A 16,049-nucleotide genomic window follows, 5' to 3' on the forward strand; every position below is an offset into this window, starting at 1 on the left:
CTGGAACAGGCCACCCGGCCTAGAGGTCGAGAAGCCGGTGGCGTTGATCGGGGTCGGCGACGACGGCGCGGGCGAGAGAGCGAACCGGCATGTCGTTGGCGAACGCCGCCGCGCGGATCCGCACGCACGCCTCGTCGGTGGGGACGCCCAGGTTGACCGACAGTATGCCGGCGGCGTGGCACACCTCGTCGTAACCGGTGGTACGGGCCACCTGGTCGAGCAGATCGTCGTCACGGTCGAGCATGACGGCGCTGATCCGGGCCAGGGCGCGGGCGTCGGCCAGCACCGGTTCGGGCGGGCAGCCGCGATGGTGGCGGTAAAAGGTCAGGGCACCCAGGCGCAGGGGGGCGGGCAACGGGAAAGAGAACACCGCGGCGACGCCGATCCGGTCGGCGGCGTGGGTGAAGCCGGGCCAATGGCCGGTCGCGGCGAGGTCGGGCACGATCATCTCCCGTTGCCGGGTGAAGGCGGTGATTCCCGGGCCTTCGCCGGTGGTGTACTGCAGCTCTTCGACCTGGTTGCTCCAGGAGTGACTGGCGGCGAGAACGCACGTGGCTCCCTCGTCGGTGTGCAGCGTCAGCGTGACCGTCTCCAGTTCGGGCACGAGCCTGAGCACGGTCGCGCACAGCGTCTCCGCGCAGGTCGTTCCCGATATCCGGCTCTCGGTCGCGCGGGTCACCCGCCGCCACAGCTCGTCACACCGATCGTCGCGGCGCCCGGCCTTTCCCCGCCGATCCGGATACACCGCGGGCGGGACGGCGGGAACGAGTGCCTCGGCGAGTTCCGGGTACACCGGGATACCGGTGGCCTGCCCGGCGATCCCCAGCGCCCCGACGGCGACCAGCTTCAGCACCGTGTCCGGCCGGGCTCGCTCCTCGACCAGGGCGAGGATTTCGAGGCCGTACGAATCCACGAACGCCACCTTGGTCAGGTCCACGACCAGCACGGCCGGGTGTTCGCGCAGGATCGACGACGTCGTCTCCCACAACCGCGGAGCGGTGGACGCGTCGATCACCCCGCTGGCGTGGACCACCGTCGTCGCCTCACGGAGGTCGACGGACACCCCGAGCCGTAAGGAGGCGGGCGCGACGCCGGGCGGGGACAGCTGAGGTGAATCGTCGTCTGCCATGGCTTCCGCCCCTTGTACCGCCGGGAACACTCCGGGCACCGGTACATGTCACCGCGGCGACGCCCTGTGCCGATAGCGGAGAAACGAAGCCGGAGGCTGTCGAAAACGAAGCCGGCGTGATCGCCCGTCAGGGAACGCGGGGCTTGCGCTTCCCGGACGGCGAGGGGCAGAGCAGTTCTTCGGCCAGGAGGATGGTCCGGTCCGACAGCGTGCCGGTCAGCCGTTCCACCGAATCGCCGATCCGGCCGGCTTCCCGGCGCACGCCCTCGCCCACCGGTTCGCTGTGCCGATCGGCGAGACCGGCGAGCCTGCTCCCGGAGACCACGACCAGATCGGCGAGCCGTTCACCCAGTTCGGTCAGCCGGTTCGCGGTCCGGCCCGCCCGGCGGGCCACGAGGTCCTCGGTCTCCCGGCGCAGCTCGCGGACCGCTGACCTCGACTCGGTCGTGGTCCCGGCGAGTGCGGACTTCAAGGTTTTCGTCACGTCCATCAGGAATCGACCTCCGCGCGGTTCGGCTGAATTCGAGTGTACGGGTGTACACCGGAACTGCGGAACAGGTGACCTGGTTCGCCCGGACGGCAGTCGCGAAATTTCTGAAAGATGTCAACTTCTTGCATTTTGTCTCCGGGTTGTTGCATGCTCGTACGGCTCTGGCTCCCTCCCCGCTGTCTCAAAGAAGAGAAGACGCCATGACACGTACGCGCCTGTCCCGGATCGTCGCCGGTTTCCTGGTCACAGGGCTTTCCGTCGCCGGACTCTCCTTCGCTTCCGCCGCGAGCGGCCCACCCCCGGGGACCGCCGCCCCGCCCGGACCGGCCGCGCTCGCCGAGGTGCCGTTGACCCGCACGGTGTCCGCCAGTAGCGCGCTGCCCGGCTATCCCGTCACGAACGCCGTCGACGGAAACCAGGACAGCTACTGGGAATCCGCGGGCAACGCGTTCCCGCAGTGGATCCAAGCCGACCTCGGGACCGCCAAATCCCTCTCGCGGATCGTGCTGAAACTGCCGTCGGGCTGGGAGGCCCGCACCCATACGCTGACCGTGCGCGGAAGCGCCGACGGCACGGCGTTCACCGACCTCGCCGCGCCGGCCGGCTACGCGTTCACCCCCGGCTCCAACACGGTCACAATCCCGATGACCGCGTCGGCCCGCTACGTGCGGCTGCAGGTCACCGCGAACACGCGATGGCCCGCCGCGCAGCTGTCGGAGTTCGAGCTGTACGGACCGGACGGCACCCAGGCGCCGAGTACGCCCGGGAACCTGGCGGCGGGCAAACCGATCGAGGCCACATCGACGGTCCACTCCTTCGTCGCCGCCAACGCCAACGACAACAACACCGCCACGTACTGGGAATCCGCCGCGGGCTATCCGAACTCGCTGACGGTGAAGCTCGGGACCGACGCGGAGGTCGAGTCGGTCGTCGTGAAGCTCAACCCGGACGCGGCCTGGGGCGCGCGGACGCAGAACTTCGAGATCCTCGGCCGCGCACAGGACGCCACCGCGTTCACCTCGCTGTCCGCGCGGGCGGACCATCGCTTCGACCCGGCCACGAACCAGAACTCGGTGGCCGTCCCGGTCGGCGGACGCGCGTCGGACGTGCGGCTCCGGTTCTTCGCCAACTCCGGTGCTCCCGGCGGTCAGGTCGCGGAGTTCCAGGTGATCGGCACCCCGGCGCCGAATCCCGACCTCGTCGTCACGGGCGCGACCTGGACGCCGGCGAACCCGACGGAGACCAGTCAGCTCGCCGTTTCGGCCACCGTGAAGAACGCCGGCACCGCGAACGCCGGCGCGACGACCGTCAACGTCAGCCTCGGCGGCACCGTCGCCGGGGAGGCGGCCGTCCCGGCACTCGCCGCGGGCGCGTCCACCACGGTGACGGTGAACGCGGGGACGCGTCCGCAAGGGACGTACAGCGTCGCCGCCTCCGTCGACCCGGCGGGCAAGGTGGCCGAACAGAACGAAACCAACAACACCTTCACCTCTCCGGCGTCGCTGGTCGTCGGGCAGTCGCCGGGTCCCGACCTCGAAGTCACCGGTATCACCTCGAATCCGCCCAACCCGGCCGCCGGTTCCGCCGTGTCGTTCACCGTCGCGGTGCGCAACCGCGGCACGAGCGCCGCGGGCGCTTCGGTGACCCGGCTGGCAGTCGGAGCCACCACGCTGACCGGCGCCACCGGCGCGATCGAAGCGGGCGCCACCACGAACGTCGCGATCTCGGGCACCTGGACCGCCGCGAGCGGGGGAGCGACCCTGACCGCGACGGCCGACGCGACCGGCACGGTCACGGAGACCAACGAGTCCAACAACAGCCTTTCGCGGGCGATGGTGGTCGGGCGCGGCGCGGCGGTCCCGTACGTCGAATACGAAGCGGAATCCGCGCAGTACCAGGGAGAACTACTGGAGACCGACCCGCTGCGCACCTTCGGCCACACGAACTTCGCGACCGAGTCCTCCGGCCGCAAATCCGTGCGGCTGGCCCACCAGGGCCAGCACGTCGAGTTCACATCGTCGAACCAGGCGAACTCGATCGTCGTGCGCAACTCCATCCCCGACGCCCCCGGCGGTGGCGGGCAGGAAGCGACGCTCAGCCTGTACGTCAACGGGACTTTCGCGCAAAAGCTGACGCTGTCGTCGAAGCACAGCTGGCTCTACGGCAGCACCGACGACCCCGAGGGGCTGACGAACACCCCGCAGGCCAACGCACGACGGCTGTTCGACGAGTCGCACGCGCTGCTGTCGCGGTCGTATCCGCCGGGCACGAAGTTCAAGCTGCAACGCGACAGCGGTGACAACGCGGCGTTCTACATCGTCGACCTCGTCGATCTGGAACAGGTCGCGCCCGCCACGGAGAAACCGGCGAACTGCGTGTCGATCACGGAGTACGGCGCCGTGCCGAACGACGGGAACGACGACTCGGCCGCCATCCAGCGCGCGGTGACCGACGACCAGAACGGCGTGATCGGCTGCGTCTGGATCCCGGCCGGGCAGTGGCGACAGGAGAAGAAGATCCTGACCGACGACCCGAACGTGCCCAACGGCGGCGGACAGTACAACCAGATCGGCATCTCGAACGTGACCATCCGCGGCGCCGGGATGTGGCATTCGCAGCTGTACTCGGAGATCGAGCCGCAGAACGCGGGCGGCATCAACCACCCGCACGAGGGCAACTTCGGGTTCGACATCGACAAGAACACCCAGATCTCCGACATCGCGATCTTCGGGTCCGGCCGGATCCGCGGCGGCGACGGCGGCGCGGAAGGCGGTGTCGGCCTCAACGGCCGGTTCGGCACCGGCACGAAGATCTCGAACGTGTGGATCGAGCACGCCAACGTCGGCGTGTGGGTCGGCCGGGACTACAGCAACCTCCCGGCGCTCTGGGGTCCGGCCGACGGGCTGGAGTTCAGCGGCATGCGCATCCGGAACACCTACGCCGACGGCATCAACTTCACCAACGGCACCAGGAATTCGAAGGTGTTCAACTCGTCGTTCCGCACCACGGGTGACGACTCGCTCGCGGTGTGGGCGAACCAATACGTGAAGGACACTTCACAGGACATCGCGCACGACAACGTGTTCGCCAACAACACGATCCAGCTTCCTTGGCGGGCCAACGGGATCGCGATCTACGGCGGGTACGGCAACAAGATCGAGAACAACCTCGTCCACGACACGATGAACTACCCGGGCATCATGCTGGCGACGGACCACGATCCGCTGCCGTTCTCCGGGCAGACGCTCATCGCGAACAACGCCCTGTACCGCTGCGGCGGCGTGTTCTGGGGCGAGCAGCAGGAGTTCGGCGCGATCACGTTCTTCGCGCAGGGCAAGGACATCCCCGGGGTCGTGCTGCGGGACACGGAGATCCACGACTCGACCTACGACGGCATCCAGTTCAAGACGGGTGGCGGAGTGGTGACCGCGGACGTCAGAGACGTGAAGATCGACAAGTCGAACAACGGGGCGGGCATCCTCGCGATGAGCGGCGCCCGCGGCAGCGCGACCTTGACGGACGTGACGATCACGAACTCGGCGGACGGCGACGTCGTCCGTCAGCCGGGATCGCAGTTCGTGATCAACGGCGCGCCGGTTCCGGCGGTGGTCTCGCCGGGCCGCCGCGGGGCGAGGTGAGGCGAGCGTGATCGGGGCTGGAGCGGGAGTGGCGCTCCGGCCCCTTTCACGTCCGGGGGCTCAGGCCCGCCACGGCGAGCCGGAACAGCCGGTCGGCCCGCGCGGCGGGGTCCGGGTGGTGCTCGGTGGCCAGGACGATGCCGACGATCAGTGTGATCAGATCCGCGACGGTGACCTCCGGCGCCACCACGCCGTCCCGCGCGGCCCGCCGCAGAAGCGGATCCCCGGCTTCCTCGATCGCGGTGGAACAGGAGTTCTCGTGCGCGGGGCCGGTCTCGTCGTAGGAGAGCGCGGCCGCCAGACCGCGGGCGGTGACACAGTAGGAGACGACCTCGTCGAGCCAGGTCAGGAGCGCTTTCCGGCTGTCGTCCTCGCCGGTCAGTTCGACGGCGCGAGCGCACAGCGCCGCGATCCGTTTCGCCGAGACCGCCTCCAGCAGGGCCCGGCGACTGGGGAAGTGGCGGCGCACGGTCGCCGAACCGACGTTCGCGGTGCGGGCGATCTGCTCCAGCGAGGTGCCTGAGCCGTGGGTCGCGACTTCCTCCTCGGCCACCGCGAGGATGTGCGCGTAGTTGCGCCGTGCGTCGGCGCGTCGGCCGTCGGACATGTCTTCACCTCGGCGTTTGCATAAGTGGCGGGCCCCGCCATATCGTAGCGGACAATAAACGGCGGGCCCCGCCGTTTAGCTGCCCGAAGGAGCGAGCATGTCCTCAGCACCCGTTTTGGTCACCGGCGCCACCGGCAGGCAGGGCGGTGCGACCGCCCGTGCCCTGCTCGCGGCGGGCGTTCCCGTCCGCGCGCTGGTGCGCGACCCGGCCAGGGCGAAAGCCGTCGAAGCACTCGGCGCCGAACTCGTCGCCGGCGATCTCCACGACGTCGATTCCGTGATCCGGGCCGCCAAAGGTGCCCGCGCCGTCTTCTCGGTGCAGATGCCCGGCGTGAGCGCGGAAGGGTTCGACTTCGCAGGCGAGGTGACTCAAGGTGTCAACCTCATCGAGGGGGCGAAGGCGGCCGGGGTGCCGCAGTTCGTGCACACCTCCGTGTCCGGGGCCGGTCGGCATGTCGAGGCACCCGGCTGGGCCGAAGGCCGCTGGGCCTCGATGGAGCCCACCTTGGGCGCCAAAGCCGCGATCCAGGACCGTCTCCGCGAGGCTGACTTCCCGCGGTGGACACTGCTCAAGCCGGGCTTCTTCATGGAGAACTTCCTGCCCGACATGAAGTTCCTGTTCCCGCGCGGCGTCGACGGCGGCCTCGTGAGCGTCATCAAACCGTCGACGAGCCTCTCCCTGGCCGCTGTGGACGACATCGGCGCCGCGGCCGCCGCGGCCGTCGCCGAACCGGAGCGGTTCACCGGGGTCGAACTCGAACTCGCGAGCGACTTCCTGACCATGACGGAGATCGCCGAGGTCCTGTCCGGTGCGCTGGGCGTCCCGCTGGCGGCGCCGGACATGACCGTGGGGCAGGCCGTCGCCGCCGGGATGCCGCCGATGGGCGCCTCGCACGAATGGCTGAACGTCGTCGGCCAGCCCGGACGGCCGGAGTACGCGCGGGAACTCGGCATCCCACTGACGGGTTTCGAAGCCTGGGCGAGGAAATACCTGGTGTAGTGCGTGATCGTCGAGGCACGCGCGTGTTCTCGCGGGCGAGGCCGGCGGAGCTTGACAAAGCGGAACGCTGCTCCGTATGTTTACGGAACAGTGCTCCGCTTAGCGCGGTGCCGTCACACAAGGGGAAGATTCATCATGAGCGCGACAACCCTCACGCCGGTCCTCTCGGTCGCCCCGGTGGTGCTGCCGACGCCGGATCGGGCCGTGGACCTGCAGCTGCGCGTTTCCGCGCCCACGACCGGGAGCGAGCTGCCGGTCATCCTGCTGTCGCACGGCCAAGGCCCTTCGAACCATCTCTCGTCGCTCAACGGCTACGCCCCGCTCGTGAACTACTGGGCGGCGCACGGTTTCGTCGTCATCCAGCCCACCCATCTGAGCTCGCGGACGCTGAACCTGGCGCCCGGCGATCCGGAAGCGCCGTTGTACCAACGATCCCGGGCCGGGGACATGACCAGGATCCTCGACCGGCTCGACGAGATCGAGGCCGCCGTTCCCCAGCTGCGCGGCAGGCTGGACCGGAGCAAGGTCGCCGTGGCCGGTCATTCGATGGGCGGCCACACCGCGAGCCTTCTGCTGGGTGCCCGCTATGTCGATTCCCGCAGCGGTGAGGAAGTGGACCTCGCCGAGCCGCGGATCTCCGCCGGCGTCCTGCTCGCCGCACCCGGTCGCGGCGGCGACGCCGTCACCGGATTCGTGGCCGAGAACTATTCCTTCTTCCTCAGCACGGACTTCTCCGCGATGACGACGCCCGCGCTCGTCGTCGCCGGGGACAAGGACGCTTCGGAGCATTTGACGGTCCGCGGCCCGGAGTGGCACGCCGATCCGTACTTCCTTTCCCCGGGCCGCAAAACGTTGCTCACCCTGTTCGGCGCGGAGCACGGACTCGGCGGGATCTCGGGCTACGACGTCGCCGAGACGACGGACGAGAACCTCGAGCGCGTGGCCGCGGTGCAGCACCTCACCTGGGCGTACCTTCGTTCCGAGCTCTACCCCGGGGACACCGCCTGGCAGGCGGCGTGCGACGAACTCACGCTCGGCCGGGTCGAGACGAAGTAGGTTCAGCGCACCGCCGGTTCGACGGTGAGCGTTCCCGCCTCCGTGTCGAGGACGGCGGCCGGTCCCAGTGGCAGAGAGAGCGGATCGGGGCCGTGCCCGGCATCGATCCCGCCGAGCACCGGGACCCCCAGCGAGCCCAGCCGGTCCTGGAAGACGTCGACGAGGGTCCAGCCTCGATCGGTGTAGTCCTCGAATCCGGGGAACCGGCCGAGTGCGACACCGCGTACGCCCCGGAGCGCGCCGGACCGGATCAGCTGGGTCAATTGCCGGTCGATCTGCCCGAGGCCGATGGTCCGCTCGGCTTCGAGGAACAGGATCGTGCCCGCCAGCGACGGCAATTCGACGCCGACGGCGTGGGCGACGGTGCCGAGATTGCCGCCGACGAGTTCGCCGGTGACCGTGCCGGGCACCTCGGCCGCGACGGTCGTGGCCCGCGGATCACGGTGCAGGACGGCGGTCTCGCCGGTCATGAGAAGCCGCCTGGTGGCGGCCGAGGAGCGCGCGCCTGCCAGGTAGCCGTGGATTCCGGCGAGCCCGCAGTGGTGCCAGAGCGCGAGATGCAGGGCGGTGATGTCGCTGAAACCGACCACCGGTTTGGGATCGGCCCGGACCGCGGCGAAGTCGATGTCGTCGGCGATGCGGTACGCGCCCGCGCCGCCGCGGGTGGCGATCACCGCGCGGACCCCGGGATCGCGGAAGGCGTCGTCGAGATCGGCCAGCCGATCCTCGTCACGGCCCGCCATGTAGCCCCACCGGTCGAGCGCGTGCGCGCCGATTTCGGCCACGAGCCCCCAGCTTTCCAGCGTCGCCGCGGTTTCGGCCAGAAGCTCGCGGCTGGGAAAGCTGGCGGGGGAGACGAGGCGGACACGGTCACCCGGCCGTGGCATCGGTGCGATCAGCGTGCTTCGCGAAGCCGTCACCGGGTGATCGTGTCAGAGGACGGGGATCTCCGCCCACACCGTTTTGTGGCCCGTGCCGGTGTCCACACCCCATTCGGTGCTGATCGCCTCGACCATCGCCAGCCCTCGCCCGTGGGGGGTCGTCGGGTCCTGTTTGGTCACCCTGCGGGGCCGCAGGTGCGGACGGCGGTCGTCGACCTCGACGCGGACCACGTCCCGGTCCGAAGCGACGAAGACTCTGAGTTCGGCGACGCCGTCCGCGTGTTCGTGCGCGTTGGTCACCAGTTCCGTGGTCAGCAGTTCGGTGTCCGCGATGGTGATGCGTCCGACCTCGCTCAGCTGATCCCGGAGCCAGGCCCGGACCTCTCCCAAGGGCGGGGCGCTGCCCGTGGCGAATTCGTAAGCTTGCCGTGTTCCCGTAGTACCCACGCGTGTCTCCTTAGCGGGTTTCCCAGCTGGGCCAAGAGCATGGGCGCACTCGGGTAGTACCCAAGGGGCACGGCGTTCACACGCGGGAATCTCAGGCGATCGCGGTGACCCTGATCTCCACTCGCATGTTCGGCGCGCCCAGCGCCGGGACGCCGATCTCGGTCCAGATCGGCGCGCGGTCGCCCATGCGCTCGCGGAACTGCTCGACCATGACGCGGTTGTGGGTCTCGCCGATGAAGCCGGGGGATTCCGGGACGTGGTACGAGTTCACGGCGATGACGTCGCGCCAGGTGGCGCCCGCGGAGGCGAGGGCGCGTTCGACGTTCTCGAAGGTCTGGACGATCTCGGCTTCGAGGTCTTCGGGGAAGGTGGGGAAGGGCAAGTCGCCGGCCCAGCCTCCCTGTCCCGAGATCTCGACGCGGTCGCCGACGCGCACGGCCTGGCTGTAGCGCATCTCGGGCAGGAGTCGTTCGCCGTGGCCGGGGGTGACGAAGAACTGCGGCTGGGTGGTGGCGGTCTTCTCGTTGACTTCATGCATGAAGTCAACGTAACACGATTTGACTTCACGTGTGAAGTCGTGCGGTTGTCGGTAAGGTTCCGCCATGGCCACCCCGGACCCGGACGAAGCGCTGTGGCTGACCCCTGCCGAGAAGGAGGCGTGGACCGGACTGGTCTCCCTGGTCCTCCTGCTGCCGGGGCGGCTCGAGTCGCCGCTTCAGCGTGACGCCGGGCTGACGCTGTTCGAGTACCTGACCCTCAGTCATATTTCGGAGGCCCCGGAACGGCGGCTGCGGATGAGCGAGCTGGCCTACCTCGCCAACGGCTCGCTCTCCCGGCTGTCCAATGTGGTCAAACGCTTCGAGCAGCGGGGGTGGGTGGAACGAACGCCCGATCCCGAGGACGGCCGGTACACCCTCGCGACGCTGACGGACGACGGCTACGACGTGGTCGTCGCGGCGGCGCCCACCCATGTCCGCTCGGTGCGAGACCTGGTTCTCGAGCCGCTGACGGCGGAGGACCAGGCGGCGCTGGCCCGGATCGCGGCGAAGCTGCGGACGCGGCCGGTCGACCTGGCCTAGGCGGTCCGGAGCAGGTCTCGTCACGGTCTCGGCCGGCCGTGGCGTTGCGACATTCGGTGCATGTTCGCCCGCCGAGACCCGCCTGAAATCGAATTTCCCACCATGGCGCGATCACGGAAAAAGCAGGAATCGGCGGTCTTTCTCACGCTCGTGAGTGAGGTGTGCCAGAGATTTTTCCACTTCCTGGCGCAACTCGGACATGGTTCCAGTAGACCGGATTCGCGGTAACAACCCGTTGAGCAGCTTGACATGGGGCGCTCCGGGTGACGTTCGCGCAATGCGCTAACGAAATACGGTCTCTTCCGTCTTTCTCAGGAAGCTCACAGGAATTCCGGCCTGTGTCGGGTCTCGAAAGGGAAATCCATGTCACGAAGACCACTGCTCGTCGTCCTGACCGCCGTGACGGCGATGCTCGCGTCCACCGGGATCGCGGCCGCGGCCCCGCCGGGCGTGGACCCGGCCACCGTCGATCTCACCCTCAACGCCGGGCAGAGCACGACGGTGACCAAGAACGTGACGACCTCGGCGGTGCCGCCGAACCCCGATCTCGTCCTGCTCGCGGACACCACGGGCAGCATGGGCGGGCCGATCGGCAACGTCCGGTCGAACGCCAACGCCATCACCGGTGACGTGCTGGCCGCGCAGCCGACCGCGCAGTTCGGCGTCGCCGAGTACAAGGACTTCACCGACTCGGTGCCGTTCAAGGTGAACCAGGGGATCACCGGCGACACCGCCGCCGTCCAGTCGGGAATCAACCAATGGGTGGCTTCGGGCGGCGGGGACACGCCCGAAGCGAACCTGAACGCCCTCTATCAGCTGGCCACCGGCGCGGTCGACTTCCGGCCCGACGGCACCCGCATCATCGCGTGGTTCGGCGACGCGCCGTCGCACGACCCGAGCGGCGGGCACACCCTGGCCCAGACCATCGCCGCGTTGCAGGCGGCGAAGATCCGCGTGGTCGCCGTCAACGTCGGGGCGCTCGACTCCGGCGGACAGGCCTCCGCGATCACCTCGGCCACGGGCGGTGTGCTGCTGAACAACGTCCCCGCCGGGCAGGTCTCCCAGGCGATCCTCGCCGGCATCAAGTCCATCGAGGTCACGGTGACCCCGACGGTGACCAGCTGCGACCCGCAGCTCACCGTCACCAACGACCCCGGCAGCGTCAAGGTGACCAGTGGCGATGTCGCCACGTTCACCGAGACGATCAAGGCGTCGGCGAGCGCCGCGCCCGGCACCTACCACTGTGTCGTCGACTATCAGGTCGACGGCGTTTCGCGGGGATACGTCGAGAACACGACCGTGCGCGTGCTCGGGCTGAGCATCAACGACGTGTCGGTCGACGAGGGCTCGGGCGGCGCGCAGGTGCCGGCGACCTTCACCGTGTCCCTGCTCGGCGGCCCCAGCCCGAATCCGGTGACGGTCCAGTATTCGACCGCCAACGGCACCGCGACCGCGCCCGCCGACTACGCGCCGGCGAGCGGGACCGTCACGTTCGCCCCCGGCCAGACGGCCAAACCGGTGACCGTGCTGGTCAACCCGGACACCGTCGACGAGCCGAACGAGACGTTCACGGTGAACCTCTCGGCCCCGTCGGGCGCCGGGCTGGTCGATCCGACCGGGGTCGGCACGATCGTCGACGACGACCGTGACGGCGTCTTCTCCTGTACCGGCACCGCGGCGAACGTCCTCGGCGTGACCGCGGCGCAGGCGAACCCGGCGAACCTGCCGTGTGCCGACGACGGCCGCACCGTCGCCGCCGCGACGCTCAACGCGGGTCTGATCAAGGTGGAGACCCAGGTGCTGACCGCGTCGACCGATCTCACGCCGGACAACCAGTCGGCGGCTCCGGCCGCGGGTGACCGCGCGCTGGCGTCGGCGAAGATCGACAAGACGGTGATCAGCACGCTCGGGCTGAACATCGAACTCGGCGTGATCCGGTCGCAAGCCACGGCGACCTGTCAGTCCGCGCCGGGCGGGCTCGCCCCGGTCCTGGCGGGCAGTTCGAACGTCGCCTCGCTGAAGATCAACGGCGAATCGATCACGGTGGGCTCGGCGCCCCTGACCATCCCGCTGGTCATCGGGTCGCTGAAGCTCAACGGGCAGACCGTGGCGAACGGCGTCGTGAAGCAGCAGGCCGTCGCGCTGGACACCGCGCTCGCGAAGATCGTGCTCGCGGAATCCCAGGCCGACGTGCACGGCACCGCCGCGCACCCGGCGGGCAACCCCTGCCGGCGCTGATCCGGTGAGACCGGCCGGGCGGACGGGGGAGTCCCCGTCCGCCCGGTGGGTCAGGGAAGCACCTTGACGGCGGCCGCGGTCGCCTGCGCGAGCAGCTTGTTGTCGATCTTCGCGTCCTTGGCGGACCGGTCGGTCAGGACCGAGATGACGATCGGGGCCCGGTTCGGCGGCCACACCACCCCGATGTCGTTGCGCGTCCCGTAGTCCGCGGTGCCGGTCTTGTCGGCGACCGGCCAGCCGGGGACCCCGGCGCGGATGTTCTCGTCGCCGGTGGTGTTGGCGCGCATGATGTCGACCAGGATCTTGCGTTTGTCCTCGGGAAGCGCGTCGCCGAGGGCGAAGGCGCGCAAGCTGACGGCGAGAGCGCGAGGCGTGCTGGTGTCCCGTTTGTCGCCAGGGAAGGTGTCGTTGAGCTCGGGTTCGATCCGGTCGGCGTGGCTCGTGGTGTCGCCGATCCCGCGCAGCACCGCGTTGAGGCCCTCGGGGCCGCCGAGTTCGCGGAAGAGCAGGTTTCCGCCGGTGTTGTCGCTGTAGCGAAGGGTCGCGTCCATGACGGCGCGCAGCGGCATCCCCGTCGCGACGTGCTTCTCGGTGACCGGCGAGTTGGCGACCAGATCCTTCCGGCTGTAGGTCACCGTCCGCTCCAGATCGGCGACCGGCGTCCGCCGCAGGACGCCGCCGGCGGTGAACACCTTGTGCGTCGAGGCGTAGGCGAACCGTTCGTCGGCGCGGAAGGTGACTTCGCGGCCTGTCCCGGTGTCCACCGCGTACACCCCGAGCCGGGCGCCGAAGGTGCGTTCGAGCTGCTCGAAGTCGGCTTGGGCGGAGGCCGTGACCGCGGTGGGGGCGTCGGCGGGCGGCCGCGCGGGAGCGGGTGTGGAACACGCGGTGAGGGACACGGCCGAGAGCGCCAGGAGGGCCGCCCACCGGCGGGAAGTGACGGACACGGTGATTCCTTTCGAGATCGTTCGATGTCCGCAGTCTGGCCAGCGCCGATCATGCCGTCCAAGACAGTAATGACCGGTTCCATGCGAATCGCGCATAGTATGTGGTCGTGGACCTGATCGGCAGCTGCCGGGCGTTCGTGAGCGTGAGCGAGGCGGGGACCTTCACCGCCGGAGCCGCGATCGCCCGCATCCCCCAACCGGTGGCGAGCCGCCGGATCGCCGCGCTGGAACGGCATTTCGGCGAGCGGCTCTTCGACCGCTCCACCCGGCGCGCCCTGCTCACCCCGTTCGGCCGTGACATGCTGCCGTCCGCGAAACGGCTGGTGACCCTGGCCGACGCGATGGAGCACGACGCGCGGCGCGCCAAACTGCGCCCCTTGCGGCTCGCGATGCCGGAAACCTGCGCCATCCGCGAGCTCGCCGAACTCGACGCGGCGGCACGGGAGCTGGACGTCTTCCTGGAGTTCCGGCAGGCCTCCCCGCGGGAGCGGGCGGAACTCGTGCGCACCCAAGAGGTTCGTGCCGCGCTGATGGTCGTCCCGGCCGAAGAGGGCGCGTGGAAGGTCATCCTCGGCGCGGCCGGCACCGGAGGATCGCCGTCGGGGTCACTGCACCTGGAGACGTTGCGGGTCGGGCGATCCGGTGGCGCGGCGCGCCGGGTCTGGATCCAGCCCGAGGACGACGTGCCGCACATCCGGGATCGCCTGTTCCGGGTCCGTGATTCGGTGGGACTGCGGCCCGCGCAGGTCTCCGTCGCCGATTCGCTCACCGCCGCGGCGGCGGCCGTGTTCGGCTCGGACGACCTGCTGCTGTGCTCGACGGCTCAGGCCGCCGAACTCGGCCTGGTGTGGCGGCCCATCGGTGAGATCCGGCTGGCGCGCGGCTACGAGATCGCGGCGGGGCCGGGTGAGGACGCGCAGCGGATCCGGGCACGCTTGTGGTCCGACATCGCCCGGTGTCTCGGCGCGGAGGGGAAGAGATGAACACGGAGACACTGCTCCTGCGCTTGCGCGCCGAGTTGGACGAGGGCGGCTTGCGGGGCTCGTTCCTGGTGCGGGATCTGCGGACCGGCTACGAGGTCGGCATCGATCCCGAACTGGAGTTCCCGAGCGCGTCGCTGGTGAAGATCCCGCTCGCCACGGCGACCCTGGAGCGGATCCGCCGGGGAGAGCTCGACGGCTCGGCGCGAATCGACGTCCAGCCGGGACGGGCCACCGCGCCGGGGCCGACCGGGCTGACCCGGTTCCGGCATCCGGCCAGGGTGGCGATCGACGACCTGCTCTACCTCACCATGGCCATCAGCGACGAAACGGCGGCGGACACACTCTTCTCGCTGACATCGCCCGCGGAAGTCACCAGGATGACGTGCGAATGGGGTGTTTCCGGGATCACCGCGCGGCATCCGGTCGCCGACCTCAGCGACACTCCCGCGGAGCGCTTCGACACCGCGGACGTCCACCTCGCGCACGCGCTCGCGATCAACGCGGGCACCACCGGGCAAGGACATCCCGTTCCCCAGCTCGACGTCACACGCGCGAGCTCCGGTTCCGCCCGCGCGTTCGTGAACCTCCTCGAAGCGCTCTGGAAGCCGTCCAAAGTGGACGACGAGGTGGCGGCGAGGGTGCGCGAACTCATGGGCCTCAACCTTCTGCGTCAACGGCTGAGCCCCGACTTCGTCTCCGACGCCACGACCTGGTCGTCGAAAACGGGCACCGTGCTGAACATGCGGCACGAGGTCGGCGTCGTCGAACACGCCGACGGCGGGGTCTTCGCGATCGCCGCGCTGACCGCGTCACGGGTGCCCGCCGCGATCCAGCCGGAGGCCGAAGTGCTGATGGCCCGCGTGGCGCGGACGCTCCGCGATCACCTGCGGGCGTGACGGGCGCCACCGCGCCCGTTGTCACGAACTCCGTTTCTGCCCGGTTCCTAGGGGAAAGCACCGGCGAAAAGGAGGATCGGCATGAAGGTCGTCATCGTGTGCGTTTCGGTTTCCCACGGCAACACGGCGCGGATCGCCGGGATCATGGCGAAGGCGCTCGACGCGCGGGTCGTGAGCCCCGAGGAGGTCGACCCGGCCGAACTCGACGCCTGTGACCTCGTGGGATTCGGCTCGGGGATCTTCAACCTGGAGCTCCATCCGCGCCTGTGCCGGTTTGTCCGGGAACTGCCGGAGAAGCAGCGGCGGAAGGCGTTCGTGTTCACCACGAGCGGCCTGCCCGAGCCGCCGTTCCGGCGCTACACCCGCCGTTTCGCGGAGACGCTCGGCCGGAAGGGGTTCGACGTCGTGGGCACGTTCACGTGCCGGGCGTTCGACACCTGGCCTCCGTTCAAACTCGTCGGCGGGATCCGCAAAGACCGTCCCGGGACGGCGGATTTCGAGGCCGCGCGACGGTTCGCCGAAGGTCTCGGTGGTTGAAAGCGATACCACCGCTCGGTGTCGAGATCCTGCCATGTCGGGTATCCGCCAGCTCCGGGCCGTGTGGGAAAGCTGATCACCCGTCTTTACTTCTCGTACGGACGTAGGGGGCTCCTTGTCG

The 16,049-nt window shown here is 69.5% G+C and carries 15 protein-coding genes; 8 read left to right on the forward strand and 7 right to left on the reverse strand.

Annotated features, from left to right (window positions below; translation table 11 throughout):
• Positions 1 to 19: 19 nt before the first annotated feature.
• A complete protein-coding gene (locus AB0N89_RS02755; protein WP_364199472.1) occupies positions 20 to 1,129 on the reverse strand; it encodes an STAS domain-containing protein in 1,110 nt (369 codons plus the stop codon).
• Between the two features lie 127 nt (positions 1,130 to 1,256).
• A complete protein-coding gene (locus tag AB0N89_RS02760) occupies positions 1,257 to 1,619 on the reverse strand; it encodes a hypothetical protein (RefSeq protein WP_364199474.1) in 363 nt (120 codons plus the stop codon).
• 200 nt (positions 1,620 to 1,819) lie between these two features.
• Between AB0N89_RS02760 and AB0N89_RS02765 the strand changes: the two genes are divergently transcribed.
• Positions 1,820 to 5,257, forward strand: coding sequence for a CARDB domain-containing protein (locus AB0N89_RS02765; protein WP_364199476.1), 3,438 nt, complete (start codon positions 1,820 to 1,822; stop codon positions 5,255 to 5,257).
• Positions 5,258 to 5,303: 46 nt separating this feature from the next.
• Here the strand turns inward: AB0N89_RS02765 and AB0N89_RS02770 are convergent, their stop codons facing one another.
• On the reverse strand, positions 5,304 to 5,864 hold the full coding sequence (locus AB0N89_RS02770; RefSeq protein ID WP_364199478.1) for a helix-turn-helix domain-containing protein: 561 nt from the start codon (positions 5,862 to 5,864) through the stop codon (positions 5,304 to 5,306).
• A 97-nt stretch (positions 5,865 to 5,961) separates the two neighbouring features.
• On the opposite strand from AB0N89_RS02770, the gene AB0N89_RS02775 reads away from it, so the two are divergent.
• Both AB0N89_RS02775 and AB0N89_RS02780 read left to right on the forward strand, forming a co-directional pair.
• Positions 5,962 to 6,864 (forward strand): NmrA family NAD(P)-binding protein, encoded by a 903-nt coding sequence (locus AB0N89_RS02775; RefSeq protein WP_364199480.1) that lies wholly within the window; start codon positions 5,962 to 5,964, stop codon positions 6,862 to 6,864.
• A 135-nt stretch (positions 6,865 to 6,999) separates the two neighbouring features.
• Positions 7,000 to 7,920, forward strand: coding sequence for a chlorophyllase (locus tag AB0N89_RS02780; protein ID WP_364199482.1), 921 nt, complete (start codon positions 7,000 to 7,002; stop codon positions 7,918 to 7,920).
• 2 nt (positions 7,921 to 7,922) lie between these two features.
• Here the strand turns inward: AB0N89_RS02780 and AB0N89_RS02785 are convergent, their stop codons facing one another.
• The 3 genes from AB0N89_RS02785 to AB0N89_RS02795 all read right to left on the reverse strand — a co-directional run bounded on the left by AB0N89_RS02785 (position 7,923) and on the right by AB0N89_RS02795 (position 9,786).
• Positions 7,923 to 8,840: an LD-carboxypeptidase gene (locus AB0N89_RS02785; RefSeq protein WP_364199484.1), complete on the reverse strand. Its 918-nt coding sequence runs from the start codon at positions 8,838 to 8,840 to the stop codon at positions 7,923 to 7,925.
• A 12-nt stretch (positions 8,841 to 8,852) separates the two neighbouring features.
• Complete coding sequence (locus AB0N89_RS02790; protein WP_364199486.1) at positions 8,853 to 9,248, reverse strand: ATP-binding protein; 396 nt, start codon at positions 9,246 to 9,248, stop codon at positions 8,853 to 8,855.
• A gap of 91 nt (positions 9,249 to 9,339) precedes the next feature.
• Entirely contained in the window at positions 9,340 to 9,786 is a 447-nt protein-coding gene (locus AB0N89_RS02795; RefSeq protein WP_364199488.1) for a Rid family hydrolase, read from the reverse strand.
• A gap of 64 nt (positions 9,787 to 9,850) precedes the next feature.
• Between AB0N89_RS02795 and AB0N89_RS02800 the strand changes: the two genes are divergently transcribed.
• Positions 9,851 to 10,327 carry a MarR family transcriptional regulator gene (locus AB0N89_RS02800; RefSeq protein WP_364199490.1) on the forward strand — a complete coding sequence of 159 codons (477 nt, stop codon included), beginning with the start codon at positions 9,851 to 9,853 and terminating at the stop codon, positions 10,325 to 10,327.
• 363 nt (positions 10,328 to 10,690) lie between these two features.
• A complete protein-coding gene (locus tag AB0N89_RS02805) occupies positions 10,691 to 12,565 on the forward strand; it encodes a Calx-beta domain-containing protein (RefSeq protein ID WP_364199492.1) in 1,875 nt (624 codons plus the stop codon).
• A gap of 50 nt (positions 12,566 to 12,615) precedes the next feature.
• Here the strand turns inward: AB0N89_RS02805 and bla are convergent, their stop codons facing one another.
• The gene (gene bla / locus AB0N89_RS02810) at positions 12,616 to 13,512 is read right to left on the reverse strand and encodes a class A beta-lactamase (RefSeq protein WP_364199494.1); all 897 of its coding nucleotides are present in this window, start codon (positions 13,510 to 13,512) and stop codon (positions 12,616 to 12,618) included.
• Positions 13,513 to 13,613: 101 nt separating this feature from the next.
• Here bla and AB0N89_RS02815 point away from each other — a divergent pair, with 101 nt between their 5' ends.
• The 3 genes from AB0N89_RS02815 to AB0N89_RS02825 all read left to right on the forward strand — a co-directional run bounded on the left by AB0N89_RS02815 (position 13,614) and on the right by AB0N89_RS02825 (position 15,928).
• Positions 13,614 to 14,495 (forward strand): LysR family transcriptional regulator, encoded by an 882-nt coding sequence (locus AB0N89_RS02815; protein ID WP_364199496.1) that lies wholly within the window; start codon positions 13,614 to 13,616, stop codon positions 14,493 to 14,495.
• Positions 14,492 to 15,391, forward strand: coding sequence for a serine hydrolase (locus AB0N89_RS02820; protein WP_364199498.1), 900 nt, complete (start codon positions 14,492 to 14,494; stop codon positions 15,389 to 15,391). The genes AB0N89_RS02815 and AB0N89_RS02820 overlap by 4 nt, the downstream gene beginning before the upstream one ends.
• A gap of 81 nt (positions 15,392 to 15,472) precedes the next feature.
• On the forward strand, positions 15,473 to 15,928 hold the full coding sequence (locus AB0N89_RS02825) for a flavodoxin family protein (RefSeq protein ID WP_364199500.1): 456 nt from the start codon (positions 15,473 to 15,475) through the stop codon (positions 15,926 to 15,928).
• Positions 15,929 to 16,049 lie beyond the last annotated feature (121 nt).

This window comes from Amycolatopsis sp. NPDC089917 (assembly GCF_040684635.1).
Lineage (GTDB): Bacteria > Actinomycetota > Actinomycetes > Mycobacteriales > Pseudonocardiaceae > Amycolatopsis.